Genomic DNA, 24,708 nt, shown 5'->3' with positions numbered 1-24,708 from the left:
ATCATGACAATCAACAAGACCGCCCTCGCCCTGTCCGTCGGCGCTGCGCTGCTGGCCGGCAGTGTCCAGGCCCAGGAGAACAAGCTCTACCTGTTCAACTGGACCGAGTACATGGACCCCGCGATCATCGAGGCCTTCGAGGAGGCCCACGACGTCGAGGTGGTGCAGAACTACTTCAACTCCCTGCCGGAGATGCTCTCCAAGCTGCAGGCCGGCGGCGTCTCCCAGTACGACATCATCGTGCCCTCCAACTACTACGTGCCGCGGCTGATCGAGACCGGCCTGGTGCAGAAGCTCGACAAGTCGAAGATTCCCAACTTCGCCAACGTCATGGAGCAGTTCCAGGATCCGGCCTTCGACCCGGGCGCCGAGTACACCGCGCCCTACCAGTGGGGCACCACCGGGGTGGTCTACAACACCGAGACCTTCCCCGACGCGCCCAAGAGCTGGTCGCTGCTGTTCGACCCCGAGGTCAACCCGGACCACCCCTTCGCGCTGATGGGGGACGGCCAGGTGAGCCTGGGCGGTGCCTGCGCCTACCTCGGCCACGGCTACGACTGCACCGACCCCGAGGGCTGGAAGGAGGCCGCGCGCCTGCTGATCGACACCAAGGGGCGTGACAACTTCAGCGGCTTCACCGACGGCACCCCGGCGCTGCAGCAGCTGGCCCGCGGCGTGACCCACGTCGGGCTCTCCTACAACGGCGACTACCTCTTCTTCAAGGACGAGGATCCCGAGTCCTTCGCCACGCTGGACTTCATGATCCCCGACGAGGGCGCCGAGATGTGGGTCGACTCCATGATGGTCACCTCCGAGGCGCCCAACCCCGACATGGCCCACAAGTTCATCGACTTCATCCTCGATGCCGAGGTCGGCGCCCAGCTCTCCAACTACAACTACTACGCCAGCCCCAATGCCGCCGCCGAGCCCTACCTCGACGAGGTGCTGACCCAGCCGCCGGTGCAGCCCAGCGAGGCGGACATGGAGCGCCTGCGCTTCACGCCGAGCCTCGAGGGCGAGTCGCTGCAGATCTTCCAGCAGCTGTGGTCGGAGGTGCAGTCACGCTGAGCGGACGGCCCCCGGCGACGGGGGCCGCCTTCCCATGAGCAAGGACATTCCCATGAGTAACCGACAGGAGCAGCCGCTCCTCAACGACTGGTTCCAGAATCACGGCATCACCGAGGTGGAGTGCCTGGTCAGCGACCTGACCGGCATCCTCAAGGGCAAGATCATGCCCGCCGGCAAGTACCTCAACGGCGGGCGGCCGCGCCTGCCCGACTCGATCTTCATCCAGACCGTCACCGGGGGCTACCCCGACGACGAGGACATCCGCTTCTGGAACCCCGCCGAGCGTGACATGGAGCTGGTGCCCGACCCCGGGGCCATCTACCTGGTGCCCTGGGCCGACGACCCCACCGCCCAGATCATCCACGACTGCTACTACCTGACCGGCGAGCCGGTGGAGCTGGCGCCGCGCCACGTGCTCAAGCGGGTGCTGGCGCTCTACGCCGATCGCGGCTGGACCCCGGTGATCGCCCCGGAGGTGGAGTTCTACCTGGTCAAGACCAACACCGACTCCGACTACCCCCTGGAGCCGCCGATCGGGCGCACCGGGCGCCAGGAGAGCAGTCGCCAGTCCTTCTCCATCGACGCGGTCAACGAGTTCGACCCGCTGTTCGAGGAGATGTACGACTACTGCGAGGCCATGAACCTCGACCTGGACACCCTGATCCACGAGGAGGGGGCGGGCCAGATGGAGGTCAACTTCCAGCACGGTGACCCGCTGGCACTGGCCGACCAGGTGGTGATGTTCAAGCGCACCCTGCGCGAGACGGCGCTGCGCCACGGCATGTACGCCACCTTCATGGCCAAGCCCATGGCCAACGAGCCGGGCAGCTCCATGCATATCCACCAGAGCTTGCTGGACAAGGAGGGCCACAACGTCTTCGCCGGCGATGATGGCCAGCCCAGCCGCCTCTTCCACCACTTCATCGGCGGGCTGCAGAAGTACCTGCCCGCGGCGATGCCGCTGCTGGCCCCCAACGTCAACTCCTACCGCCGCCTGATGCGTACCGATAGCAGCGGCTCGGCGCCCATCAACGTGGAGTGGGGCATGGACAACCGCACCGTGGGGCTGCGGGTGCCGGTCTCCGGCGCCGCGGCGACCCGGGTGGAGAACCGCCTGGCAGGTGCCGACGCCAACCCCTACCTGGTGATGGCGGCCTCCCTGGCCTGCGGCTACCTGGGCATGCTCAGCCAGCTCGAGCCGCGCCCGCCGATGACCGGCTCCGCCTGGTCCGGTGGCCACAAGCTGCCCGACGATATCGGCCCGGCCCTGGACCTGCTGCACGGCTGCCAGGCCCTGGCCGATATCCTCGGCGAGCGCTTCACCCACAGCTACCTGGCGGTGAAGCGCGCCGAACACCGCGCCTACTTCCAGGTGATCAGCTCCTGGGAGCGGGAGCATCTGCTGCTTCGGGTCTAGGCTGATAGCGGGGCCCTCGCCCCACGAGGGCTCCATCCAACAGGAACGAGACAAGGAGAGTGACGATGCCGATGACACCGAGTCGCTGGGCGCCGCTGGCCGGACTGGGCCTGCTCACGCTAAGCGTGGCCGCGGCCGCCGACGACGGCAAGCTGCGGCTGTTCAACTGGTCCGACTACATGGACCCGGCGATCATCGCCGACTTCGAGGAGGAGAGCGGCCTGGAGGTGGTGCAGAACTACTACAACTCCAACGCCGAGCTGTTCTCCAAGCTCACCGCCGGCGGCGACGCCCAGTACGACCTGATCGTGCCCTCGGACTACTTCGTGCCGCGCCTGATCGACGCCGGCCTGGTGCAGCCGCTGGCCGAGGCGGGCGAGGCACTCGCGGGGCATGACAACATCCTCGCCGAGTTCCGGGCGCCGAGCTACGACCCGGAGGGTGACTACACCGTACCCTACCTGTGGGGCGCTACCGGCATCGTCTACAACACCGAGACCTGGCCCGAGCCGGCACCCAGCTGGGGGCTGCTCTATGACCCCGAGGTCAACGGCGACTACCCCTTCGCGCTGCTCAAGGGCGATGCCCAGTTCACCTTCGGCACCGCCTGCGCCTTCCAGGGCGCCGGCTTCGACTGCGTGGGGCAGGCGCCCTGGGTGGAGGCAGCGCGACTGGTGATCGAGACCCGCGGGCGCGACAACTTCGTCGGCTTCGTGGATGCCACGGCGGCCATCGAGCAGGTGGCCAGCGGCGTGATCCATGCCGGCATCGCCTATAACGGCGATCTGGCCGGCAAGCGCGCCGAGGATCCCGAGACCTACGGCAAGCTGGGCTTCTTCATCCCCGAGGAGGGCTCCCAGCGCTGGGTCGACGTCATGGCGATCCCCGCCCGGGCGCCCAATCCCGAGGCGGCCCTTGCCTTCATCGAGTACCTGCTGCGCCCCGAGGTGGCCGCCCGCCTGGCCAACTACAACTTCTACACCACGCCCAACGAGGCCGCCCTCGAGCGGGTCGACGACGCCCTGCGCGAGCCGCCGGTGATGCCCGATGCCTCCGCCCGCGAGCGGCTGCACTTCACCCCCTCGGTGAGCGGTGAGCAGCTGGAGCTGCTCCAGGAGCTGTGGAACGAGGCGCGTAGCCGCTGAACCGCCCTCGCGTGCCATCACGCCGCCGGAGGCTCGCCTCCGGCGGCGTTCTGTTGGTGAGTATTACATGTCATGCCGTTTGCCATATTCCGCCAAGCCTCGGTAGTATGGCGATAAGGTGTTGAATAAAATTTCCAAGGGGGTCTCATGTCCGTCTCGTTCGAGCCCGATCACGCCGCGTCCTGGTACGCCGCCACCGCCAACCCCGCTGCCGAGCGCCCCGCCCTCGAGGGCGAGGTCGAATGCGACGTCTGCGTGGTGGGCGCCGGCTTCACCGGCATCTCCGCCGCCCTGCACCTGGCGGAGCGTGGCCTCTCGGTGGTGGTGCTGGAGGCGGTCCGGGTCGGCTACGGCGCCTCCGGGCGCAATGGCGGCCAGATCGTCAACAGCTACAGCCGCGACATGGATGTGATCGAGGCCAAGTACGGTGCCGAGACTGCCCGTGCCCTGGGCGACATGGCCTTCGAGGGCAACCGCATCATCCGCGAGCGCGTCGAGCGCTACGCCATCGACTGCGATCTCAGGGACGGCAACCTCTTCGCCGCCTGCAATCAAAAGCAGCTCGAGGGGCTGCGTGAGCACCAGGCGCTGTGGGAGCGCTATGGCTACCGCGAACTGGAGCTGCTGGAGGGGGCGGCGCTCAAGCGCGAGGTGAATTCCGACCGCTACACCGGCGCCCTGGTGGATCACGGCGGCGGCCACCTGCACCCGCTCAACCTGGTGCTGGGTCAGGCCGCCGCCCTGGAGTCGCTGGGTGGGCGCATCTTCGAATACTCACCGGTGACCGGCCTTGCGCATGGCGAACCCGTGGTGGTGACCACCGCCAACGGCCAGGTGCGCGCCGAACGGGTGGTGATGGCCGGCAACGCCTACCTCAAGGGCGTGCTGCCGGAGATCGAGGGCCGGTCGATGCCCTGCGGCACCCAGATCATCACCACCGAGCCGCTGGGCGAGGAGCGCGCCCGTGCGCTGCTCCCCAATGGCCTGGCGGTGGAGGACTGCAACTACCTGCTCGACTACTACCGGCTGACCCGCGACAACCGCCTGCTCTACGGCGGCGGGGTCAACTACGGCGGCAGCGACCCGGCGGATATCACGGCGGTGATCCGGCCCAAGATGCTCAAGACCTTTCCCCAGCTTGCCGACGTGGCGATCGACTACGCCTGGAGCGGCACCTTCCTGATGACCTTGAACCGCCTGCCCCAGTTCGGGGTGGTCAACGGCAATGTCTACTACGCCCAGGGCTACTCCGGCCACGGGGTCACCTGTACCCACCTGGCCGGCAAGCTGATCGCCGAGGTGATGCACGGCCAGGGGGAGCGCTTCGATGCCTTCGCCGGGCTGCCCCAGCTGCCGTTCCCGGGGGGGCGCCTGTTGCGGGTGCCGCTCTCGGCGATCGGCGCCTGGTACTACCAGACCCGCGACAGGTTAGGGATATAGGGGCCGGCCCCCTCACTGTTGCCGAAACAGCGACCGGCGCGGGAGGCGGGGCGGGGAATCAGGTGAACTTGCGGAACAGGCTCGTCATGTCGAACAGCTCGTCCAGTCGCTCGTAGCGGTCGCGGGCTTCCGGCCAGCGCCGTTCCTGGACCGCGGCGATCATGGTCTCCAGCAGCATCATGGTCGCCACGCTGGAGTCCCATCCCGAGGGAATCTCCCCCCAGCAGTTGAAGGTGACGTCGGCCAGGGAGGAGACGGGTGAGCCCCACTGGTCGGTGAACAGCACGATGCGCACGTCGCGCCTGCGGACCATCTCCGCGAGCCGCAGCAGGTTGGTCTCGTAACGTCGGATATCGAAGATCAGCAGGGTCTCACCCGGCGCCATGTCCAGGACGTAATGGGGCCAGGTGCCGGAGGACGAGGTCATGTGGGTCACCCGGGGTCGCACCGCCTGGAAGTGCGTGAAGGCATAGTCGGCCAGCGCCTGGGTGATGCGCCCGCCGACGATGTAGAGTCGCCGGTCGGCGTCGGCCAGCTGAGCGGTGGCCCGATCGAACCGCTCCTTGTCGACATGCGCGAAGGTCTGCTGGATGTTGCCGGTGACCGCCTCGGCGAAGCGATTGAGCAGGTGCGTCTCGGGTGCGGCGGATGACCAGTTGGCGCGCCGCTGGGTGGGGCCGACCCCCGTCGCCTCCAGCTCGCGAAGCAGGGCCTTGTGAAACTCCGGGTAGCCACCGAACCCCAGCTTCTTGACCATCCGCGCCACCGTGGGAGTGGAGACTCCCGCGTTGCCCGCCACGATGGTGATCGACGCCAGGCCGGCCGCCGGGTAGTTGTCGAGCAGGGCGTTGGCAAACTTGCGCTCCGCCTGCGTGAGTGACGGAAAGTGCTGGCGAATCAGTTCCCGCACGGAGGCGGATGGGTCGTTGGTCGTCATGCTGCGTGCCTCATAACGCGTCCTTTGCGGTCGTGGCGGGTCACCCGGTGACGCCGGCGGCAGGGGGTGGCGACGCCCACTGAACAAATTTTGACGGGCTGTCTTTCCTGCGTCTATATCTTTACAGGACCATGGAGGAGTCCTGATGTCCAGCACCGTCGAGCAGCCATCCCCTAGCGTCGAGATCCACCATCGGCAGGGCAGCGGCCCCGCCGTTCTCCTGTGTGAGCACGCCTCATCGCATATCCCTGCGCACTACCATGACCTTGGCCTGAAGCCCGAGCATCGTCGCAGCCATGCCGTATGGGACATCGGGGCGCGGGCCGTGGCCGTGAAACTGTCGGCGATGCTGGATGCGCCCCTGGTGGCCAGCCGGGTCTCGCGGCTGGTCTACGACTGCAACCGTCCCCCCGAGGCACAAAGCGCCATGCCCGCGCGTGTGGAGGTCATCGACGTGCCAGGCAATCACCGGCTGACCGCCGCCCAGCGCGCGGCGCGGGTCGAGGCCGTCTACCGCCCGTTCTGCGACGCCGTGACCCGGCTGCTTGCCGAGCGGGCGGCACATCGCACCCCGACGGTGCTGATCACCCTGCATAGCTTCACGCCGAGCTTTCATGGTCGGGTCCGGGCGGTCGAGATCGGCATCCTGCATGATGTCGACCGACGGCTGGCCGATGCGATGCTGGCCCAGGCCCCGCGCCTTCCCCATCGCCGGATCGAGCGCAACGCGCCCTACGGGCCCGAGGACGGGGTGACCCACTCGCTGAAGCGGCACGGCATCGCCAACGGGCTGGCGAACGTGATGATCGAGATCCGCAATGATCTGCTCGCCACGCCGGAAGGGGAGGAGGCGCTGGCCCGGGAGCTGGTGCAGCTGATCCGGCCCGCCCTGGCCAGCCTGGGGATGACGCCAGCGGCCGGGGAGGGGCAGCAAGATGCCTAGGGCGATCCTGATCTATATCGGTGCCATCGAGGCCATGAACCGCGTCATCGGTCGCATGGCGATGTACCTGATCTTCGTGCTGATGGCGGTGCTGCTGTGGTCGTCGGCGTCCAAGGTGTTCATGACCCCCTCGCTGTGGACCCTGGAAACCGCGCAATTCGTCATGGTGGCCTACTTCGTGCTGGGCGGGCCCTACTCGATCCAGATGGGGGCGAACGTGCGCATGGACCTCTTCTATGGCGACTGGAGTCCCAAGACCAAGGCGTGGGTCGATGCCATCACCGTCTTCTTCCTGCTCTTCTATCTCGGCGTGCTGCTCTATGGCGGCCTGGTGTCGACGGCCTATTCCCTCGGCTACTTCGGTAGCGAACCCTTCGACTTCTTCCTGTCCCTCATCGCGACCTTCTTCACCGAGGGCCCGTCGGCGGCGGGCGAGGCGCTGGGCTTCCTGGAGCGCAGCCCCACGGCCTGGCGGCCCTGGCTGTGGCCGATCAAGACGCTCCTCTGTCTCGGCGTGTTCCTGATGATCCTCCAGTCCCTCGCCGAGTTCTTCAAGGATATCGGCCGCCTGCGCGGGGTGCTCGACTGATGCCGTACGAGATGATCGTCATCGTCATGTTCAGCGCCATGATGCTGATGCTGTTCACCGGCCAGCGGGTGTTCGCCGCCATCGGTTTCGTCGGTGCCCTGGCCGGCGTGCTGCTGTGGGGCACGGGGGGTGTCGATATCCCGTTCTCATCGGCGATGAAGCTGATGAAATGGTATCCGCTGCTGACCCTGCCGATGTTCATCTTCATGGGCTATGTGCTCTCGGAGAGCCGCATCGCCGATGACCTCTACCGCATGTTCCATGTCTGGATGGGGCCGGTCAGGGGCGGCCTCGCCATCGGGACCATCGGGCTCATGGTGCTCATCTCGGCCATGAACGGCCTGTCGGTGGCCGGGATGGCGATCGGTGCCACCATCGCCCTGCCCGAACTGCTGCGGCGGGGCTACGACAAGATCATGGTGACCGGCGTCATCCAGGCGGGTTCCAGCCTGGGGATTCTGGTGCCGCCCTCGGTGGTGCTGGTGCTCTACGCGATGATCGCGCGCCAGCCCGTGGGCCAGCTGTGGCTCGCCGGGGTGTTGCCGGGGCTGATGATGGCGACGCTGTTCATCCTCTATATCTATGTCCGCTGCCGCCTGCAGCCCTCCCTTGGGCCGGTGCTGCCCGTCGAGGAGCGCGATGTGTCGCTTGCCGAGAAGCTCCGCCTGCTGAGGGCGGGCCTGCTGCCGCTGGTCATCTTCGCGGTGATGATGGTGCCCTTCGTCAAGGGCTGGACCTCACTGGTCGAGAGTTCCGCCGTGGGGGCGGTGACCGCACTGCTGGCGGCGACGCTCAAGGGGCGAATGACCCGCAAGGTGTTCGAGGTGTCGGTGCGCCAGACCCTGGCCATCACCTGCATGTTCATGTGGATCATCCTGGCCGCGCTCGCCTTCGGCGCCATCTTCGACGGGCTGGGCGCGGTCAGGGCCATCGAGGACCTGTTCACCGAGCGCCTGGGGCTGTCGCCCTGGATGATCCTGATCCTGATGCAGCTCAGCTTCATCGTGATGGGGACCTTCCTCGACGATACCGCCATGCTGGTGATCGTGGCGCCGCTCTATGTCCCGCTGGTCGATGCGCTCGGCTTCGACCTGATCTGGTACGGGGTGCTCTACACGATCACCACCCAGATCGCCTACATGACCCCGCCGTTCGGTTACAACCTGTTCCTGATGCGGGCCATGGCGCCGCCCGAGATCGGGCTTGGCGATATCTATCGGTCGATCCTCCCCTTCGTCTTGGTAATGACGCTCGCCCTCGGCCTGGTGATGGTCTTTCCGCAGATTGCACTCTGGCTCCCGGGCTACATCTATGGGAATTGACCGTGGCAGGAATCAACAACAAGAGCCTCACCAGGGGCCGGCAAGGTGTCACATCCGATAGTCAACACCAGGAGAACGAGAAAATGACAACAAGACGCAAGTTTCTGATCAATGCCGCGGCGGGTGCCGCCATCGCGCCCCTCGCCTCTCGGGTCATGGCCCAATCGTCGTCCGAGCCCACCATCAAGTGGCGCATGCAGACCTATGCCGGTGCCGCCCTGGCGGAGCATGTCGCCAAGCCGGCCATCGACCTCTTCAACCGGATCGCCGGGGACCGCATGCAGATCGAGCTCTACTATGCCGATCAGCTGGTGCCGACGGGCGAGCTGTTCCGGGCGATGCAGCGCGGCACCATCGATGCCGTGCAGTCGGACGACGACTCCATGGCATCCCCCACCGAGGTCACCGTCTTCGGTGGCTACTTCCCCTTCGGTTCGCGCTACAGCCTCGATGTGCCGGTGCTGTTCCACCAGTACGGCCTCAAGGAGATCTGGGAGGAGGAGTATGCCAAGGTCGGCGTCAAGCATGTCAGCGCCGGTGCCTGGGATCCCTGCCATTTCGCCACCAAGGAGCCGATCCGCAGCCTCAAGGACCTCGAGGGCAAGCGTATCTTCACCTTCCCCACCGCGGGGCGCTTCCTGTCGCAGTTCGGCGTGGTGCCGGTGACCCTGCCCTGGGAGGACATCGAGGTGGCCGTCCAGACCGGCGAGCTGGATGGCATCGCCTGGTCCGGCATCACCGAGGACTACACGGTGGGCTGGGCCGACGTCACCAACTACTTCCTGACCAACAACATCTCGGGTGCCTGGATCGGTCACTTCTTCGTCAACATGGAGCGCTGGAACGAGCTTCCGGAAGACCTGAGGCTGCTCTTCGAGGTGTGCTGCGAACAGTCCCACTACTACCGCCAGCACTGGTACTGGGGGGGCGAGGCCAGGCTGCGCGTCCATGGCGACAAGCTGGAGCTCACCTCGATCCCCGATGCCGAGTGGGATCAGGTGGAAACCGCCGCCCAGGCGTTCTGGGAGGAGATCGCGGCGGAGTCGGAGACCAAGGCCAGGGTGGTCGAGATCTTCAAGCAGTACAACGCCGATATGCGCAAGGCCGGCAGGCCTTATCGTTATACCGATGCCTGATCAGGTCACATGCCCCGGCGGCGCCGGGGCATGTCCCTGGGGCAGGCCCCCTTCCGGTGAGAGTGGGCCTGGATATGTTGATGCAATGAGGAGCGTCGGTAATGACCAATGCGCTGGCTTTGGATGCCCTTGAGGACCTGAAGGCCAAGGTGAGAAGCGGTGAGGTGGATACGGTGCTCGTCTGCATCGTCGACATGCAGGGGCGCCTGATGGGCAAGCGACTCCATGCGCGTCACTTCGTGGAGGAGGGGTGGGGCGAGACCCATTGCTGCAATTACTTGCTGGCCACCGATCTCGAGATGGAAACACCGGACGGCTATGCCAGCACCTCCTGGAGTGCCGGCTACGGCGACTACATCATGAAGCCGGACCTGACCACGCTGCGCCCCGTGCCATGGCTGGAAGGCACGGCCATGGTGCTGTGCGATGTGCTGGATCATCACACTCACGACCCGGTGCCCCATGCCCCGCGTACCATCCTCAAGCGCCAGCTCGCACGGCTGGAGGCGCTGGGCTTCGATGCAGTCATGGCCACCGAGCTTGAGTTCTTCCTGTTCGAGAAGAACCTCGACGAGATCCGCAGGAACGCCTTCCGCGATATCGCACCGATCAGCGGATATAACGAGGACTACCATATCTTCCAGACCACCAAGGAAGAGCATGTGTTGCGCCCCCTTCGCAACCATCTCTACGCGGCGGGCATACCGGTGGAAGGTACCAAGGGCGAGGCCGGTTCCGGCCAGGGTGAGCTCAATATCCGCTATGCGAAGGCGCTCGATACCGCGGACTATCACACCATCGCCAAGCATGCGACCAAGGAGATCGCCTGGCAGCAGGGCAGGGCGGTGACCTTCATGCCCAAGTGGCATCACGGCCATTCGGGCAGTTCCACCCATATCCATCAGTCGCTATGGCAGGGTGAGACCCCGGCCTTCTTCGACGAGAGTGATGCCCATGGCATGTCGGCACTGATGAAGCATTACCTGGCCGGCCTGCTGACGTATGCGGCGGATTACACCTACTTCCTGGCCCCCTATATCAACAGTTACAAGCGTTTCCAGAAGGGCTCCTTCGCCCCGACCAGAACCGTCTGGTCGGTCGACAACCGCACCGCCGGGTTTCGTCTCTGCGCCGACAACACGCGGGCGGTGCGCATCGAGTGTCGCATCGGCGGCTCCGACCTGAATCCCTACCTGGCCATGGCGGGCCAGCTCGCCGCCGGCATCAAGGGCATCGAGGAGGCGCTCGAGCTGCCGCCGCCCGCCAAGGGGGACACCTATAAGGGGGAGACGGGCCTGATCCCGCAGAATCTGCGCGATGCCATGCACGCCCTGAAAGATTCCGCCATGCTGCGCGAGGCCATGGGGGATGCGGTGGTGGATCACTACAGCCGCGCCGCCGAGGTGGAGCTCGAGGACTTCGACCGGGTGGTGACCGATTACGAGGTGGCACGCGGTTTCGAGCGCTCGTGACGCCGCGCCATGCCGACCGGACCCCTGCTCATGGGAGCCGGGGAGACGCACTTTCCACACACGGGAGAAGACGATGGGCCACATCCTGAGATGCATCTCGCCGATCGACGGCTCGGTCTACGCCGAGCGAGAGGCCCTGTCGCTGGATGCCGCGCGGCAGGCCGCGGCGCGGGCGCGCTCCGCCCAGGCGAGCTGGGCGGCACGCCCTCTCCAGGAGAGGATCGCACTGGTGCGGGCGGGTATCGCCGCGGTGGGGGAGATGAACGACGAGGTGGTGCCGGAGCTGGCGCACATGATGGGTCGACCGGTTCGCTATGGCGGCGAGTTCGCTGGCTTCGAGGAGCGCGGCGCCCACATGGCGGCCATCGCCGAGGAGGCGCTGGCCGATATCGCGGTGGGGGAGGACGCCACGGTCAAGCGCTTCATCAAGCGAGTCCCGCACGGGGTGGTGCTGGTGGTGGCACCCTGGAATTACCCCTACATGACCGCGATCAACACGCTGGCCCCGGCCCTGATCGCGGGGAACACGGTGTTGCTCAAGCATGCCACCCAGACGCTGCTGGTGGGCGAGCGGCTGGCGCGCGCCTTCCACTCAGCCGGGGTGCCCAAGGAGGTGTTCCAGAACGTCTACCTGGACCACGCGACGACCTCGGCCCTGATCGCCGAGCGGGCCTTCGACTTCGTCAACTTCACCGGCTCGGTAGGCGGCGGTCGTGCCATGGAGCAGGCCGCGGCCGGTACCTTCACCGGGCTGGGCCTGGAGCTGGGCGGCAAGGATCCGGGCTATGTCATGGAGGATGCCGACCTCGATGCCGCGGTCGCCACCCTGATCGACGCCGCGATGTTCAACTCGGGGCAGTGCTGCTGCGGAATCGAGCGCATCTATGTGCACGAGCGCCTGTTCGAGGCCTTCGTTGACAAGGCGGTGGCGATCGTCGAGGGCTACAGGCTGGGCAACCCCCTGGCCGCCGATACCGATATCGGTCCGATGGCGAATATCCGCTTCGCCCGGGAGGTGCGTGCCCAGATCGATGAGGCCCTGGCGGCCGGTGCCAAGGCGCATATCGCCCGGAAACCCGAGGATGATGGGGCCGCCTACCTGACGCCACAGCTCCTCACCCGGGTAACCCATGAGATGCGGGTGATGCGTGATGAGAGCTTCGGGCCGGTGGTCGGCATCATGCCGGTGGCGGACGATGAGGAGGCGATCCGGCTGATGAACGACAGCCGGTTCGGCCTGACCGCCAGCCTGTGGACCGCCGATATCGAGCGGGCCCAGCGTGTGGGAGACCGTGTCGAGACCGGCACCGTGTTCATGAACCGTGCCGACTATTTGGATCCTGGGCTGTGCTGGACCGGCTGCAAGGACACTGGACGCGGCGGCGGCCTGTCGGTGATCGGCTACCACAACCTGACCCGGCCGAAGTCCTACTATTTAAAGAAAACAACAACATGACCAAGAGGGTGACGACATGATGCTGACCGGAAACTGGACCTACCCCACCGCCATCCGGTTCGGGGCAGGCCGCCTGGAGGAGTTGCCCGCGGCCTGTGCCGAGGCGGGCATGAGCCGACCGCTGCTGGTCACCGACCGTGGCCTGGCGGACCTGCCGATCACCCGGACAGCGCTGGATATTCTCGAGGCGGCGGGGCTTGGCCGACACCTGTTTGCCGAGGTGGATCCCAATCCGAACGAGCAGAACCTGGCGGCAGGGGTCGAGGCGTTCCGGGCCGGCGACCATGACGGGGTGATCGCGTTCGGCGGTGGCTCGGGGCTGGACCTGGGCAAGATGGTGGCCTTCATGTCCGGCCAGACGCGTCCGGTGTGGGATTTCGAGGATATCGGTGACTGGTGGCAGCGCGCGGATGCCGAGGCGATCGCGCCCATCGTGGCGGTGCCCACCACCGCCGGGACCGGTTCGGAGGTCGGCAGGGCCAGCGTGATCACCAACTCCCGTACCCATGAGAAGAAGATCATCTTCCATCCCAGGGTGCTGCCCCGAGTGGTGCTGTGCGATCCCGAACTGACGGTCGGCATGCCCAGGCCGATCACCGCGGGTACCGGGCTGGATGCCTTCGCCCACTGCGTCGAGGCGTTCTCCAGCCCGCACTATCACCCGATGAGTCAGGGCATCGCCCTGGAGGGCATGCGCCTGGTCAAGGAGTACCTGCCGCGCGCCTATGCCGACGGCACGGACCTGGAGGCACGGGCGCACATGATGAGTGCGGCCCTCATGGGGTCCACGGCCTTCCAGAAGGGGCTCGGCGCCATCCACGCCATGAGCCACCCCATCGGCGCCGTCTTCAACACCCACCACGGCACCACCAATGCGATCTGCATGCCGGCGGTGCTCGAGTTCAACGCCGAGGTGATTCGCGAGCGGTTCGACATGGCGGCCGGTTATCTGGGCATCGCGGGCGGCTTCGATGGCTTCCGGGCCTTCGCCCAGGAGCTCAATGATCGGCTGGGCATCCCGCGCACCCTCTCCGAGGTCGGGGTCACCCCGGATCGTCTCGACGACCTGGCCGCGATGGCGATCCAGGACCCCAGCTGTGGTGGCAACCCGGTGCCCCTGACCGTCGAAAACCTCAGGGCGCTGTTCCAGCGCTGCCTGTAGGCGTCGCCCGGCCCCTGGCCGCGTCCTCGCCGGGGGCGCGCTTCGTCTCCCGGGCAGCGGCGGGTGAGGCGAGCCCAGCATCACGCCCCGGCTGTCTCCTTATGGAGACGGCCGGGGAGAGTCTGTGGAAGCCGCCTTCTCCCGCCCCGCGATCCTGTGCCTTCTCGTATACTGACCCCCGTCGGTGGCACTGGAGCGTGCTGCCGCTCTCATCGTTAGACCGCGATAGGGTCACTCACGCCTGGAGCCCGATGGTGTTTCAGCGAGTGGTGTTCCACTCACGTCAGGAGGTGACAGATGAACAAGTCGATCGTGGTGGGCACGACCCTGTCCGTGCTGGGCCTGGGCGGGCTGGCCTTCGGTGCCTGGCAGGTGCAGCAGCCGAGCGGTCCCCGCTACGCCGAGGTCGTGAGCGTGCAGCCCGTGACCCGCAGCGTGGAACGGCCCCGTGAGGTGTGCAAGGACGTGGAGCGGGTGGTGACCGAGCAGGTGCCGGTGGAGGTGCCGGTGCAGGCCCCCTCCGGGCCGGCGGCGAGCCGCGACCCGCACCGCATCGTCGGCAGCGCGGCGGGGGCCCTGGTGGGCGGCCTGCTGGGCAATCAGGTGGGGGGCGGCAGCGGGAAGAAGATCGCCACCGTGGCCGGGGCCATCGGCGGTGCCCTGGCCGGGCGCGAGGTGCAGGAGCGGGTCGAGGCGCGCCAGCACGCCCAGGCGGCCGGCCAGGTGCGCTACGAGACGCGTTACGAGACCCGCGAGCGGGTGATCACCGAGGAGCAGTGCCGCACGGTCATGGAGACGCACGAGGAGACCCACGGCTATGACGTCACCTACCGCCTCGATGGTGAGGAGCTCATCCACCGCCTGGAGGAACCGCCCCAGGCCGAGCGCCTGCCGGTCGTCGACGGCGAGGTGCAGTGGCGGGCCGGGTCCGGGGAGGCGTCGGACGAGGCCATCACCGAGGCATAAGGCGCGCCGCGCCTAGACGTGGCGCAGGTACCAGTCGGTCTCCAGGCGGCTGACATGCTGCATGGCGAGATCGCGTTCGGCACGCCGATTGGCCAGGAAGACCGTGAGGAAGTCGTCGCCGAGGGCTTCGCAGAGCGGCTCGCTCGCCTCGAGCAGCTCCAGTGACTGGCGCCAGCTGTTGGTCAGGCTGGGCGCGACCTGGTCGTAGGCGTTGCCGGTGATCGCGGGGGGCGGCGCGAGCTCGCCGGAGAGGCCATGCTCGATGCCGGCCAGCAGGGCGGCCAGCAGCAGGTAGGGGTTTGCGTCGGCCCCGGCCACCCGGTGCTCCAGGCGCCGCGCCGCGTTGGGGCCGGAGGGGATGCGGATCGCCACCGAGCGGTTGTCGAAGCCCCAGGTGGGGGCCATGGGCACGTAGAGCCCTGGCTGGAAGCGGCGGAAGGAGTTGAGGTTCGGCGCGAACAGCGCCATGCTCGCCGGCATCAGCGCCAGCAGGCCGGCGATCGCCTGCTTCAGCGTCATGCTGCCCAGCACGTCGCCCTCGGCGTCGGCGAAGACGTTCTCCCCGGACGCGTCCAGCAGGCTGATATGCACATGGGTGCCGTTGCCCGCCTCCAGGCCGTAGGGCTTGGCCATGAAGGTGGCCTCGAAGCCATGGTTCTGGGCCACCCCCTTGATCAGGCGCTTGAGCAGCACCGCCGCGTCGCAGGCGGCCAGCACGTCCGGGCCATGCTTGAGGGTGATCTCGAACTGGCCCGGCGCACACTCCTTGAGCATGGTGTCCAGCGGCAGCCCCTGGACCTCGGCCGCACCCTGCACCTCGCCGAGGAAGTCGGCATACTCGTCGAGCTCGCCGACCGAGTAGAGCTGGCTCTGGCTGGCACGCTCGCCGGTCACCGGCGAGCAGGGCGGCTGGATCGAGCCGCCGGCATCGCGCTCACGATCCACCAGGTAGAATTCCATCTCCACGGCGACCACCGGGGTCAGGCCACGCTCGGCCAGGCGCGCCAGCTGGCGCGCCAGCACCCGGCGCGGCTCGGCGAAGAAGCCCGTTCCATCGGGCTCCTCCATGGCCATCAGCAGCTGGGCCTGACGCCCCTGGCGGCGCCAGGGGGTAGGCATCAGGGTGCCGGGAAGTGGCCGACAGACCCGGTCGGCGTCACCGCTGGCCAGCCCCAGCCCGGTCTCCTCGATGGTGTTGCCGAGGATGTCCAGGGCATACACCGAGGCGGGCAGGTTGATGCCCTGGGTGTAGGCCTTCTCGAGGTTCTCGCGTGCCACCCGCTTGCCGCGCAGCACGCCGTTCAGGTCGCTGATCAGCAGGTCGACGTTCTCGATCTCGGGATGGCGGGCGAGGAAGTCTCGCGCCTCGGCGGCGGGGTGTGGCGACATGGCGTGACGTCCCTTGTTCTGCTTGGCATGGCGCTATCTTTGAGGGTGGTTCGGGGTGTTGTCAAATTCTTTACGCCTGGCCGGCATGCTGTCCGCCGCCCCGGCGCCCCGAAAGCGCCGAATTCTTCCAAGTAAAGTGACGCCATATGACGTCCGCCGGGGTGTCGCTTGGCATCGGCGGTGTGACGCGCTATGTTGAGCAAAGCATAACATCTGGCTTCATAACCGAGAGGAGGGCGCCATGTCGTCCCGACCCCTGGTGGGCGTGATCGCCTGCCGTCGCGAGGTGGAGGGCCATCCGGCCCACATGGTCACCGACAAGTACCTGGCCGCGCTGCGCGAGTACGGCCTGGCGCCGGTGATCCTGCCGGTCTGGGAAGATGCCGTGGCCGGCGACCTGCCGGCCCACCTCGATGGCCTGCTGCTCACCGGCAGCTACACCAACATGGCGCCGGGACGCTACGGCGCCGAGCGGGCCCCGGAGAATACCCGCGACGACCGGGATCGGGATGCCGCCGCCCTGGCCTGGATTCCCGCCGCCCTCGACCTCGGCCTGCCGCTGTTCGGCATCTGTCGCGGCTTCCAGGAGCTCAACGTGGCCTTCGGCGGCACCCTGCACCAGGCGGTGCAGACGGTACCGGGGCTGATCGACCACCGCGAGCCCGAGGGCGAGCGGGCGGAGAAGTACGCCCCGAGCCACGACCTTGCCATCGTGCCCGGTGGGCGGCTGGCCGCGCTCCATCCCGAGCCCACCTCGCGGGTGAACTCGCTTCACCAGCAGGGCATCGCCAGCCTGGGGCCGGGCCTGGTCGCCGAGGCCCACGCCCCGGACGGGCTCATCGAGGCGATCTCGGTGCGCGATGCCCCGGGCTTCGCCCTGGCGGTGCAGTGGCATCCCGAGTGGCAGCCCCGCGAGCACCCTCTCTACGACGCCCTGTTCCGCGCCTTCGCCGCGGCCTGCGGGGCGCGCCACGCCCACCGTGTCCAGTCGCCGGGAGCCCTCGACCATGCAGACGCCTGACTATCAGCGCCTCGACCGCGCCCACCACCTGCACCCCTTCACCGACTTCAAGGCCCTGGGCGAGGAGGGCAGCCGCATCATCGAGCGCGGCGAGGGGGTCTACATCATCGACTCCGAGGGCAACCGCATCCTCGACGGCATGGCCGGCCTGTGGTGCGTCAACCTCGGCTACGGCCGTGAGGAGCTGGTGGAGGCGGCCGCCGCCCAGATGCGTCAGCTCCCCTACTACAACAACTTCTTCAAGACCACCCATCCGCCGGCGGTGAAACTCGCCGAGACCCTCTGCCGCCTGGCGCCTGGTCACCTCAACCGCGTCTTCTTCACCGGCTCGGGCTCCGAGGCCAACGACACCGTGCTGCGCATGGTGCGCCGCTACTGGGCCCTGAAGGGGCAACCCGAGAAGCAGTGGGTGATCGGCCGCGAGAACGCCTACCACGGCTCCACCGTGGCCGGGCTGAGCCTCGGCGGCATGGCCCCCATGCACGCGCAGGGCGGCCCCCTGGTGCCGAAGATCGCCCATGTGCGCCAGCCCTGGTGGTTTGGAGAAGGGCGGTCCGAGGGCCAGGACCCCGAGGCCTTCGGGCGTGACTGCGCCGCGGCCCTGGAGGCGAAGATCCTCGAGCTCGGCGAGGAGAACGTGGCCGCCTTCATCGCCGAGCCGGTGCAGGGCGCCGGCGGCGCCATCATCCCGCCGGCCAGCTACTGGCCGGCGGTGAAGGCGGTGCTCGCGAAGTACGACATCCTGCTGGTGGCCGACGAGGTGATCTGCGGCTTCGGCCGCCTGGGCGAGTGGTTCGGCAGCGTGCACTACGGGCTCGAGCCCGACCTGATGCCCATCGCCAAGGGGCTCTCCTCTGGCTACCTGCCCATCGGTGGCGTGCTGGTGGGGGACCGGGTCGCCGACACCCTGATCGAGGAGGGCGGGGAGTTCTTCCACGGCTTCACCTACTCCGGTCACCCCACCTGCGCCGCGGTGGCGCTGAAGAACCTCGAGCTGATGGAGGCGGAGGGCGTGGTCGAGCGGGTACGCGACGACCTCGGCCCCTACCTGGCACAGCGCTGGCAGGCACTCGGCGCGCATCCGCTGGTGGGCGAGGCGCGCTCGCTGGGGCTGATCGGCGCCCTGGAGCTGATCGACCCCGCCACCGGCGAGCGCTTCGACGAGTCGCTGGCGGTGGGCAACCTGTGTCGCGACCTCTGTTTCGCCTCGGGGCTGGTGATGCGCTCGGTGGGCGACACCATGATCATCTCGCCGCCGCTGGTGATTACCCACGCCGAGATCGACGAGCTCGTCGACAAGGCGCGCGCCGCCCTGGATGCTACCCTGGCCCGACTGGCCGACACCCTCACCGAACCGCAGCAGGAGACCCCCGCATGAGTCGCCCCGAGATGCCCCGCACCCGGGCCGAGTGGCAGCAACGTGCCGCCGACCTGACCGCCGGAGAAGGCCTTGAGACCCGCGCCTTCATCAACGATGTCTTCGTCGACGCCGCCAGCGGCGAGACCTTCGAGAGCACCAACCCGGCCACCGGCGAGGTGCTGGCGAGGGTGGCGAGCTGCGACGGTGCCGACGCCGACGTGGCGGTGAGCCACGCCCGCGCCGCCTTCGATGGCGGCGACTGGTCGCGCCTGGCCCCTGGCAAGCGCAAGAAGGTGCTGCTGCGCCTGGCCGACCTGATGGAGGCCCACAAGGCCGAGCTCGCCCTGCTCGACACCCTGGACATGGGCAAGCCGATTTCAAGCTCGCTGGGCGACATGAGCGGCGCCATCGCCTGCTTCCGCTACCAGGCGGAGTGCATCGACAAGCTCTACGGCGAGGTCGCCCCCACCGGCGAGGAGACCCTGGCGCTGGTGCTGCGCGAGCCGCTGGGCGTGGTGGCCTCCATCGTGCCCTGGAACTTCCCGCTGATGATGACCGCCTGGAAGGTGGCTCCGGCGCTCGCCGCCGGCAACAGCGTGATCCTCAAGCCCTCGGAGAAGTCGCCGCTCTCGGCGCTACGCCTCGCGGCGCTGGCCAAGGAGGCGGGCCTGCCGCGGGGTGTCTTCCAGGTGCTGCCGGGCTTCGGCCACACCGTGGGCAAGGCCTTGGCGCTCTCCATGGGCGTGGACTGCCTGGCCTTCACCGGCTCCACCGGGGTGGGCAAGCAGCTGATGCAGTATGCCGGCGAGTCCAACCTCAAGCGCCTCTACCTGGAGTGCGGCGGCAAGAGCCCGAACCTGGTCTTCGCCGACTGCAAGGATCTCGATCGCGTGGCCCGCCACGCCGCCGAGGCGATCTTCCACAACCAGGGCGAGGTGTGCATCGCCGGCTCCCGCCTGCTGGTCGAGAACGCGATCCGCGAGGCCTTCATCGACAAGGTGGTGGCCGCCGCCGAGAGCATGCAGCCCGGCGACCCGCTGGACCCGGAGAGCTTCATGGGCGCCATGGTCGACGAAACCCAGCACCGCCGGGTGCTGGAGTTCATCCGTCGCGGCCAGGATGAGGGCGCCCGGCTGCGCGCCGGAGGCGAGGCCACCGTGGTGGATGGCAAGGGGCTCTTCATCCCGCCCACGGTGTTCGACGGCGTGACCCCCGAGATGGCCATCGGCCGCGAGGAGATCTTCGGCCCGGTGCTGGCGGTGTTCGGCTTCGATACCGAGGAGGAGGCGGTGCGCCTGGCCAACGACAGCGTCTACGGCCTGGCGGCGGGCCTGTGGAGCCAGGATATCGACCGCATCATGCGGGTGACCCGGCGGCTGGCCTCGGGCCAGGTGTTCGTCAACAACTGGGCCGGCGGCGACCAGACCATGCCCTTCGGCGGGGTCAAGCAGTCCGGCAATGGCCGCGACAAGTCCCACCACAGCCTCGAGGAGTACTCCGACCTCAAGAGCGTGTGGATGTCGCTGGCCACCTGAGCCGCGCGATCCCCCCAACGCGACGAGGCCGGCGCCATGGCGCCGGCCTTGTTGTATTGTGGTGAATCATTCGTACAGGTCTTGTATCGCTTTATCCCGTCGGAAGGGGTAGGCTGTGGGCACACCCCTCAGAGGAGATGCCCCCATGTTCGGACTCTTCAAGACGGACCCGACCAAGAAGCTGCAGAAGGCCTACGAGCATAAGCTCGAGCAGGCCATGCAGGCCGCCCGCAACGGCGACATGCGCGCCAACGCCTCCCTCACCGAGGAGGCGGAGGCGCTGCGCGCGGAGATCGACAGGCTCAAGAAGGGCTGAGCCCGGGCCTCAGAAGGCCCGGGCGGGGGTCGCGCAGCTCACCAGGCGGCAGGGTTCGCCGCCCGGGTTGCGGAAGCGGTGGGGGACGTTGGTCTCGAAGTAGTAGGCCTCGCCGGGGCCCAGCAGGCGGGTCTCGGCGCCGATGGTGATCTCGATCTCGCCCTCCAGCACCACGCCGGCCTCCTCGCCCTGGTGGGCGATCATCTCGCGGCCGGTGTCGGCCCCGGGCGGGTAGGTCTCCACCATGAAGGAGAGCGCCCGGTCACGGCGGTCGGCCCCCACCAGCTTGTAGATGACGTCCCCCGAGCCCACGTCGGCCAGGTCCTCGGCCGAATAGAAGACTCGGCGGCCGTTCTCCAGGTCCATGGTGAAGAAGTCGCCGACGCTCATGGGGATGGCGTCGAGGATCTTCTTTAGCGAGCTGACCGAGGGGCTCACCTTGCCCTGCTCGATCAGCGACAGGCTGGAGTGGGTCACCCCGCAGCGCTTGGCCAGCTCGCGCTGGGAGATGCCGCGCAGGGTGCGCAGCGTGCGCAGGCGTTCGCCGACGTCATCGGCCATGGCGCGTCTCCTTGGCTCTATCCCTCGCCCCGTGCCTCAGCACAGGGCGTCCAGCTTCTCCTTGAGAAGCGCGTTGACCTGCTGCGGGTTGGCGGTGCCGCGGGAGGCCTTCATCACCTGACCGACGAAGTAGCCGATCATCTTGCCGCGCTTGTCGGGCTCGGCGTCGCGGTACTGGGCCACCTGGGCGGGGCTGTCCGCAATCACCTGGTCGATCATCGCCTCGATGGCGGCGGTGTCGGTGACCTGCTTGAGCCCCTTGGCCTCGATCACCGCGTCGGCGCTCTCGCCCTGGCCGTTCCACAGCGCCTGGAAGACCTGCTTGGCGGCCTTGCCGTTGATGGTGTCGTCCATCACCCGGGTGATCAGCTCGCCGAGCTGGCGTGCGCTGACCGGGCTGTCGCCGATGGCCAGCCCCTCGCGGTTGAGCGCCCCCGAGAGCTCGCCCTGCACCCAGTTGGCGGCCTGCTTGGCGTCGCCGCAGGCGTCCTTGACCGCCTCGAAGTACTCGGCCATCTCGCGGCTCGCCGAGAGCACCCCGGCGTCATAGGCGGAGAGGCCGAGCCCGTCCTGGAAGCGGGCGCGCTTGTCGGCGGGCAGCTCCGGCAGGGTCTCGCGCAGGTGGTCGACGTAGGCGCCGTCGAGCACCACCGGCAACAGGTCGGGGCAGGGGAAGTAACGGTAGTCGTTGGCCTCCTCCTTGGTGCGCATGCTGCGGGTCTCGTCGCGCTCGGGATCATAGAGGCGGGTCTCCTGGACCACCTCGCCGCCATCCTCGATCAGCTCGATCTGGCGCTCCACCTCGAACTCGATGGCGCGCTCCACGAAGCGGAAGGAGTTGACGTTCTTGATCTCGGCGCGGGTGCCGAAGGTCTCCTGGCCCCTGGGGCGCACCGAGACGTTGACGTCGCAGCGCATCGAGCCCTCGGCCATGTTGCCGTCCGAGATCCCCAGGTAGGTCACGATGGAGTGGATCGCCTTGAGGTAGGCGGCCGCCTCCTTGGCCGAGCGCATGTCCGGCTCGGAGACGATCTCCAGCAGCGGGGTGCCAGCACGGTTGAGGTCGATGCCGGTCATGGCGTGGCCCATGCCGTCAGAAAAGGATTCGTGCAGCGACTTGCCGGCGTCCTCCTCGAGGTGGGCATGGTGCACGCGGATGGTCCGGGTGCTGCCGTCCTCCAGGGTGATCTCCACCTCGCCGGGGCCGACGATGGGGTGGTACATCTGGCTGGTCTGGTAGCCCTTGGGGAGGTCCGGGTAGAAGTAGTTCTTGCGGTCGAACACCGAGACCTCGGGGATCTCGGCGTGGATCGCCAGGCCGAACTGCACGGCCATGGCCACCGCCTGCTCGTTGAGCACCGGCAGCACGCCGGGCAGGCCCAGGTCCACGGCGCAGGCCTGGGTGTTGGGCTCGGCGCCGAAGGCGGTGGAGGCGCCGGAGAAGATCTTGGAGCGGGTGGCGAGCTGGACGTGCACCTCCAGCCCGATCACGGTTTCCCATTGCATCAGGCGGTCTCCTCGGCAAGCTCGGGGCGGCGCAGGTGCCAGTCGGTGGCCTGCTGGAACTGGTGGGCGACGTTGAGCAGGCGCGGCTCGGCGAAGTGGGTGCCGAGTATCTGCAGGCCTACCGGGCGGCCGCCGGCGAAGCCCGCCGGCACGCTGATGCCGGGGATGCCGGCCAGGTTCACGGCGATGGTGTAGATGTCCTGCAGGTACATGGCCACCGGGTCCTTGTTGGCGCCCAGGTCGAAGGCCGGGGTAGGGGAGGCCGGGCCCATCAGCACGTCCACCTCCTCGAAGGCGTCGAGGAAGTCCTGGCGGATCAGCCGGCGCACCTGCTGCGCCTTCTTGTAGTAGGCGTCGAAGAAGCCCTCGGAGAGGGTGTGGGTGCCGATCAGGATGCGCCGCTTGACCTCCTCGCCGAAGCCTTCGGCGCGGGAGCGCTTGTAGAGGTCGATCAGGTCCGAGGGATTCTTGCAGCGGTGGCCGAAGCGCACGCCGTCATAGCGCGACAGGTTCGACGAGGCCTCCGCCGGGGCGATCACGTAGTAGGCCGGGATGGCGTAGTGGGTGTGGGGCAGGCTCACCTCGCGTACCGTGGCGCCCAGCGACTCGTAGACCTTGACCGCCTCGCGCACCGCGGCCTCCACCTCGGGGGCGAGGCCGTCGCCGAAGTACTCCCTGGGCAGGCCGATCTTGAGGCCGGCGAGGGGGGCGGCGAGCTCCTCGGTGTAGTCCGGCACGCCGCGGGCCACGCTGGTGGAGTCCCGGTGGTCGTGGCCGGCGATGGCGTTCATCAGCAGGGCGCAGTCGGCGGCCGAGCGTGCCATGGGGCCGGCCTGGTCGAGACTCGAGGCGTAGGCGATGATCCCCCAGCGCGAGACCCGGCCGTAGGTCGGCTTGAGGCCGGTGATGCCGCAGAAGGCCGCCGGCTGGCGGATCGAGCCGCCGGTGTCGGTGCCCATGGCCGCCGGGGCCAGGCCCGCGGCCACGGCGGCGGCGCTGCCGCCGGAGGAGCCGCCCGGCACGGCACGGCTGTCCCAGGGGTTCTTCACCGCGCCGAAGGCGCTGTTCTCGTTGGAGGAGCCCATGGCGAACTCGTCCAGGTTGAGCTTGCCGAGGCTCACCGTGCCGGCGGCCTTGAGTCGCTCCACCACGGTGGCGTCGTAGGGGGAGACGAAGTCGGCCAGCATCCTCGAGCCGGCGGTGGTCAGCACCCCCTCGGTGCAGAAGAGGTCCTTGATCGCCACCGGGACGCCGGTCAAGGCGCCTGCCTCGCCGCGGGCACGGGCGGCGTCGGCCGCGTCGGCGGCGGCCAGGGCCTGCTCTGCGGTGACGGTGATAAAGCTGTTGAGGGTGCCGTCGAGGCGCTCGATGCGCGCGAGCAGGTGCTCGGTCAGCTCGCGGCTGGTGAACTCACCGGCGGCGAGGCCGGCGGCGAGCTCGGTCAGTGTCTTGTCATGCATGGGCCGGAGGCTCCGTGGGCATTGCCGGGACAGGAAGAGGGGCGAGGGTTACTCGACCACCCGCGGGACCAGGTAGAGGCCCTGCTCCACCGCGGGGGCGCTGCGCTGGAAGCGGTCGCGCTGGTCGCTCTCGGTGACCTCGTCGGCGCGCAGCCGCTGGGTGGTGTCCAGCGGGTGGGCCAGGGGGGCGACGCCCTCGGTGTCCAGCGCCTGAAGGCGGTCGACCATCTCGAGGATGCGGCCGAGGTCCGCCTGGTAGTGAGCGGCCTCGTCGTCGGTGAGGCCGAGCCGGGCGAGGTGCGCGGCCCGGAGCACGTCAGCGTGTTCTAGCGCCATGAGTCGGGTGTCCTCGATGGAGAAAATCAGGCCCGAGACGGTACCACAATCGCCGCCTTTCGGGCAGTGGCAGTGGCGCCGTCGCGGCCGGCCGTCGAGGCCTCCCGCCGCGGCTTGCCTCGCCTGGCGAGGATGCCCCGTGCCGCGGGCGTTTCGCTTGCTGCGGGTGGG

The 24,708-nt window shown here is 68.0% G+C and carries 22 protein-coding genes; 16 read left to right on the top strand and 6 right to left on the bottom strand.

Annotated features, from left to right (window positions below; genetic code table 11):
- Positions 1 to 3: 3 nt before the first annotated feature.
- The 4 genes from BLP95_RS12335 to BLP95_RS12320 all read left to right on the top strand — a co-directional run bounded on the left by BLP95_RS12335 (position 4) and on the right by BLP95_RS12320 (position 5,070).
- A complete protein-coding gene (locus BLP95_RS12335) occupies positions 4 to 1,068 on the top strand; it encodes an ABC transporter substrate-binding protein (RefSeq protein WP_023005882.1) in 1,065 nt (354 codons plus the stop codon).
- Between the two features lie 52 nt (positions 1,069 to 1,120).
- Entirely contained in the window at positions 1,121 to 2,485 is a 1,365-nt protein-coding gene (locus BLP95_RS12330) for a glutamine synthetase family protein (protein WP_023005883.1), read from the top strand.
- Between the two features lie 65 nt (positions 2,486 to 2,550).
- Positions 2,551 to 3,630, top strand: a complete 1,080-nt coding sequence (locus tag BLP95_RS12325) for an ABC transporter substrate-binding protein (RefSeq protein ID WP_245678744.1) — start codon at positions 2,551 to 2,553, stop codon at positions 3,628 to 3,630.
- Positions 3,631 to 3,777: 147 nt separating this feature from the next.
- Positions 3,778 to 5,070, top strand: coding sequence for an NAD(P)/FAD-dependent oxidoreductase (locus tag BLP95_RS12320; protein WP_089679820.1), 1,293 nt, complete (start codon positions 3,778 to 3,780; stop codon positions 5,068 to 5,070).
- Between the two features lie 58 nt (positions 5,071 to 5,128).
- On the opposite strand, the gene BLP95_RS12315 is transcribed toward BLP95_RS12320, so the two are convergent.
- Complete coding sequence (locus BLP95_RS12315; protein ID WP_089679818.1) at positions 5,129 to 6,007, bottom strand: MurR/RpiR family transcriptional regulator; 879 nt, start codon at positions 6,005 to 6,007, stop codon at positions 5,129 to 5,131.
- Between the two features lie 145 nt (positions 6,008 to 6,152).
- On the opposite strand from BLP95_RS12315, the gene BLP95_RS12310 reads away from it, so the two are divergent.
- The 8 genes from BLP95_RS12310 (at position 6,153) to BLP95_RS12275 (ending at position 15,053) form a co-directional block, all read left to right on the top strand.
- The gene (locus BLP95_RS12310) at positions 6,153 to 6,950 is read left to right on the top strand and encodes an N-formylglutamate amidohydrolase (RefSeq protein WP_089679816.1); all 798 of its coding nucleotides are present in this window, start codon (positions 6,153 to 6,155) and stop codon (positions 6,948 to 6,950) included.
- Entirely contained in the window at positions 6,943 to 7,539 is a 597-nt protein-coding gene (locus BLP95_RS12305; RefSeq protein WP_023005889.1) for a TRAP transporter small permease subunit, read from the top strand. Before BLP95_RS12310 ends, BLP95_RS12305 begins: the two co-directional genes overlap by 8 nt.
- Complete coding sequence (locus tag BLP95_RS12300) at positions 7,539 to 8,861, top strand: TRAP transporter large permease (protein ID WP_089679814.1); 1,323 nt, start codon at positions 7,539 to 7,541, stop codon at positions 8,859 to 8,861. Before BLP95_RS12305 ends, BLP95_RS12300 begins: the two co-directional genes overlap by 1 nt.
- Before the next feature lie 83 nt (positions 8,862 to 8,944).
- Positions 8,945 to 9,997, top strand: a complete 1,053-nt coding sequence (locus tag BLP95_RS12295) for a TRAP transporter substrate-binding protein (protein WP_089679812.1) — start codon at positions 8,945 to 8,947, stop codon at positions 9,995 to 9,997.
- A 101-nt stretch (positions 9,998 to 10,098) separates the two neighbouring features.
- Positions 10,099 to 11,469, top strand: a complete 1,371-nt coding sequence (locus BLP95_RS12290; protein WP_089679811.1) for a glutamine synthetase family protein — start codon at positions 10,099 to 10,101, stop codon at positions 11,467 to 11,469.
- Between the two features lie 73 nt (positions 11,470 to 11,542).
- Complete coding sequence (locus BLP95_RS12285) at positions 11,543 to 12,925, top strand: aldehyde dehydrogenase family protein (protein WP_089679809.1); 1,383 nt, start codon at positions 11,543 to 11,545, stop codon at positions 12,923 to 12,925.
- Between the two features lie 16 nt (positions 12,926 to 12,941).
- The gene (locus BLP95_RS12280; protein ID WP_089679807.1) at positions 12,942 to 14,087 is read left to right on the top strand and encodes an iron-containing alcohol dehydrogenase; all 1,146 of its coding nucleotides are present in this window, start codon (positions 12,942 to 12,944) and stop codon (positions 14,085 to 14,087) included.
- 297 nt (positions 14,088 to 14,384) lie between these two features.
- On the top strand, positions 14,385 to 15,053 hold the full coding sequence (locus BLP95_RS12275) for a glycine zipper 2TM domain-containing protein (protein WP_089679805.1): 669 nt from the start codon (positions 14,385 to 14,387) through the stop codon (positions 15,051 to 15,053).
- 12 nt (positions 15,054 to 15,065) lie between these two features.
- Here BLP95_RS12275 and BLP95_RS12270 read toward each other — a convergent pair whose 3' ends face one another.
- Positions 15,066 to 16,442 (bottom strand): glutamine synthetase family protein, encoded by a 1,377-nt coding sequence (locus BLP95_RS12270; RefSeq protein ID WP_089679804.1) that lies wholly within the window; start codon positions 16,440 to 16,442, stop codon positions 15,066 to 15,068.
- 241 nt (positions 16,443 to 16,683) lie between these two features.
- Between BLP95_RS12270 and BLP95_RS12265 the strand changes: the two genes are divergently transcribed.
- The 4 genes from BLP95_RS12265 (at position 16,684) to BLP95_RS16720 (ending at position 20,674) form a co-directional block, all read left to right on the top strand.
- Entirely contained in the window at positions 16,684 to 17,463 is a 780-nt protein-coding gene (locus tag BLP95_RS12265) for a gamma-glutamyl-gamma-aminobutyrate hydrolase family protein (RefSeq protein ID WP_089679802.1), read from the top strand.
- Positions 17,450 to 18,841, top strand: a complete 1,392-nt coding sequence (locus BLP95_RS12260) for an aspartate aminotransferase family protein (protein ID WP_089679800.1) — start codon at positions 17,450 to 17,452, stop codon at positions 18,839 to 18,841. The genes BLP95_RS12265 and BLP95_RS12260 overlap by 14 nt, the downstream gene beginning before the upstream one ends.
- A complete protein-coding gene (locus BLP95_RS12255) occupies positions 18,838 to 20,358 on the top strand; it encodes an aldehyde dehydrogenase (protein ID WP_089679798.1) in 1,521 nt (506 codons plus the stop codon). The genes BLP95_RS12260 and BLP95_RS12255 overlap by 4 nt, the downstream gene beginning before the upstream one ends.
- A 145-nt stretch (positions 20,359 to 20,503) precedes the next feature.
- Positions 20,504 to 20,674, top strand: coding sequence for a DUF6435 family protein (locus tag BLP95_RS16720; protein ID WP_143004422.1), 171 nt, complete (start codon positions 20,504 to 20,506; stop codon positions 20,672 to 20,674).
- A gap of 9 nt (positions 20,675 to 20,683) precedes the next feature.
- Here BLP95_RS16720 and BLP95_RS12250 read toward each other — a convergent pair whose 3' ends face one another.
- Genes BLP95_RS12250 through gatC form a run of 4 tightly spaced genes read right to left on the bottom strand, consistent with a single transcriptional unit; the run spans position 20,684 to position 24,537 of the window.
- Complete coding sequence (locus tag BLP95_RS12250) at positions 20,684 to 21,235, bottom strand: cupin domain-containing protein (RefSeq protein WP_089679795.1); 552 nt, start codon at positions 21,233 to 21,235, stop codon at positions 20,684 to 20,686.
- Between the two features lie 36 nt (positions 21,236 to 21,271).
- On the bottom strand, positions 21,272 to 22,741 hold the full coding sequence (gatB, locus tag BLP95_RS12245; RefSeq protein ID WP_089679793.1) for an Asp-tRNA(Asn)/Glu-tRNA(Gln) amidotransferase subunit GatB: 1,470 nt from the start codon (positions 22,739 to 22,741) through the stop codon (positions 21,272 to 21,274).
- Complete coding sequence (gene gatA / locus BLP95_RS12240) at positions 22,741 to 24,201, bottom strand: Asp-tRNA(Asn)/Glu-tRNA(Gln) amidotransferase subunit GatA (protein ID WP_089679791.1); 1,461 nt, start codon at positions 24,199 to 24,201, stop codon at positions 22,741 to 22,743. The genes gatB and gatA overlap by 1 nt, the downstream gene beginning before the upstream one ends.
- Positions 24,202 to 24,249: 48 nt before the next feature.
- A complete protein-coding gene (gene gatC / locus BLP95_RS12235) occupies positions 24,250 to 24,537 on the bottom strand; it encodes an Asp-tRNA(Asn)/Glu-tRNA(Gln) amidotransferase subunit GatC (RefSeq protein WP_023005903.1) in 288 nt (95 codons plus the stop codon).
- Positions 24,538 to 24,708 lie beyond the last annotated feature (171 nt).

Origin of the sequence: Halomonas shengliensis, from assembly GCF_900104135.1 — a bacterium.
GTDB lineage: Bacteria > Pseudomonadota > Gammaproteobacteria > Pseudomonadales > Halomonadaceae > Halomonas > Halomonas shengliensis.
Note: the sequence above shows the minus strand (reverse complement) of the source record. Positions and strands in the feature narration are given on the sequence as shown.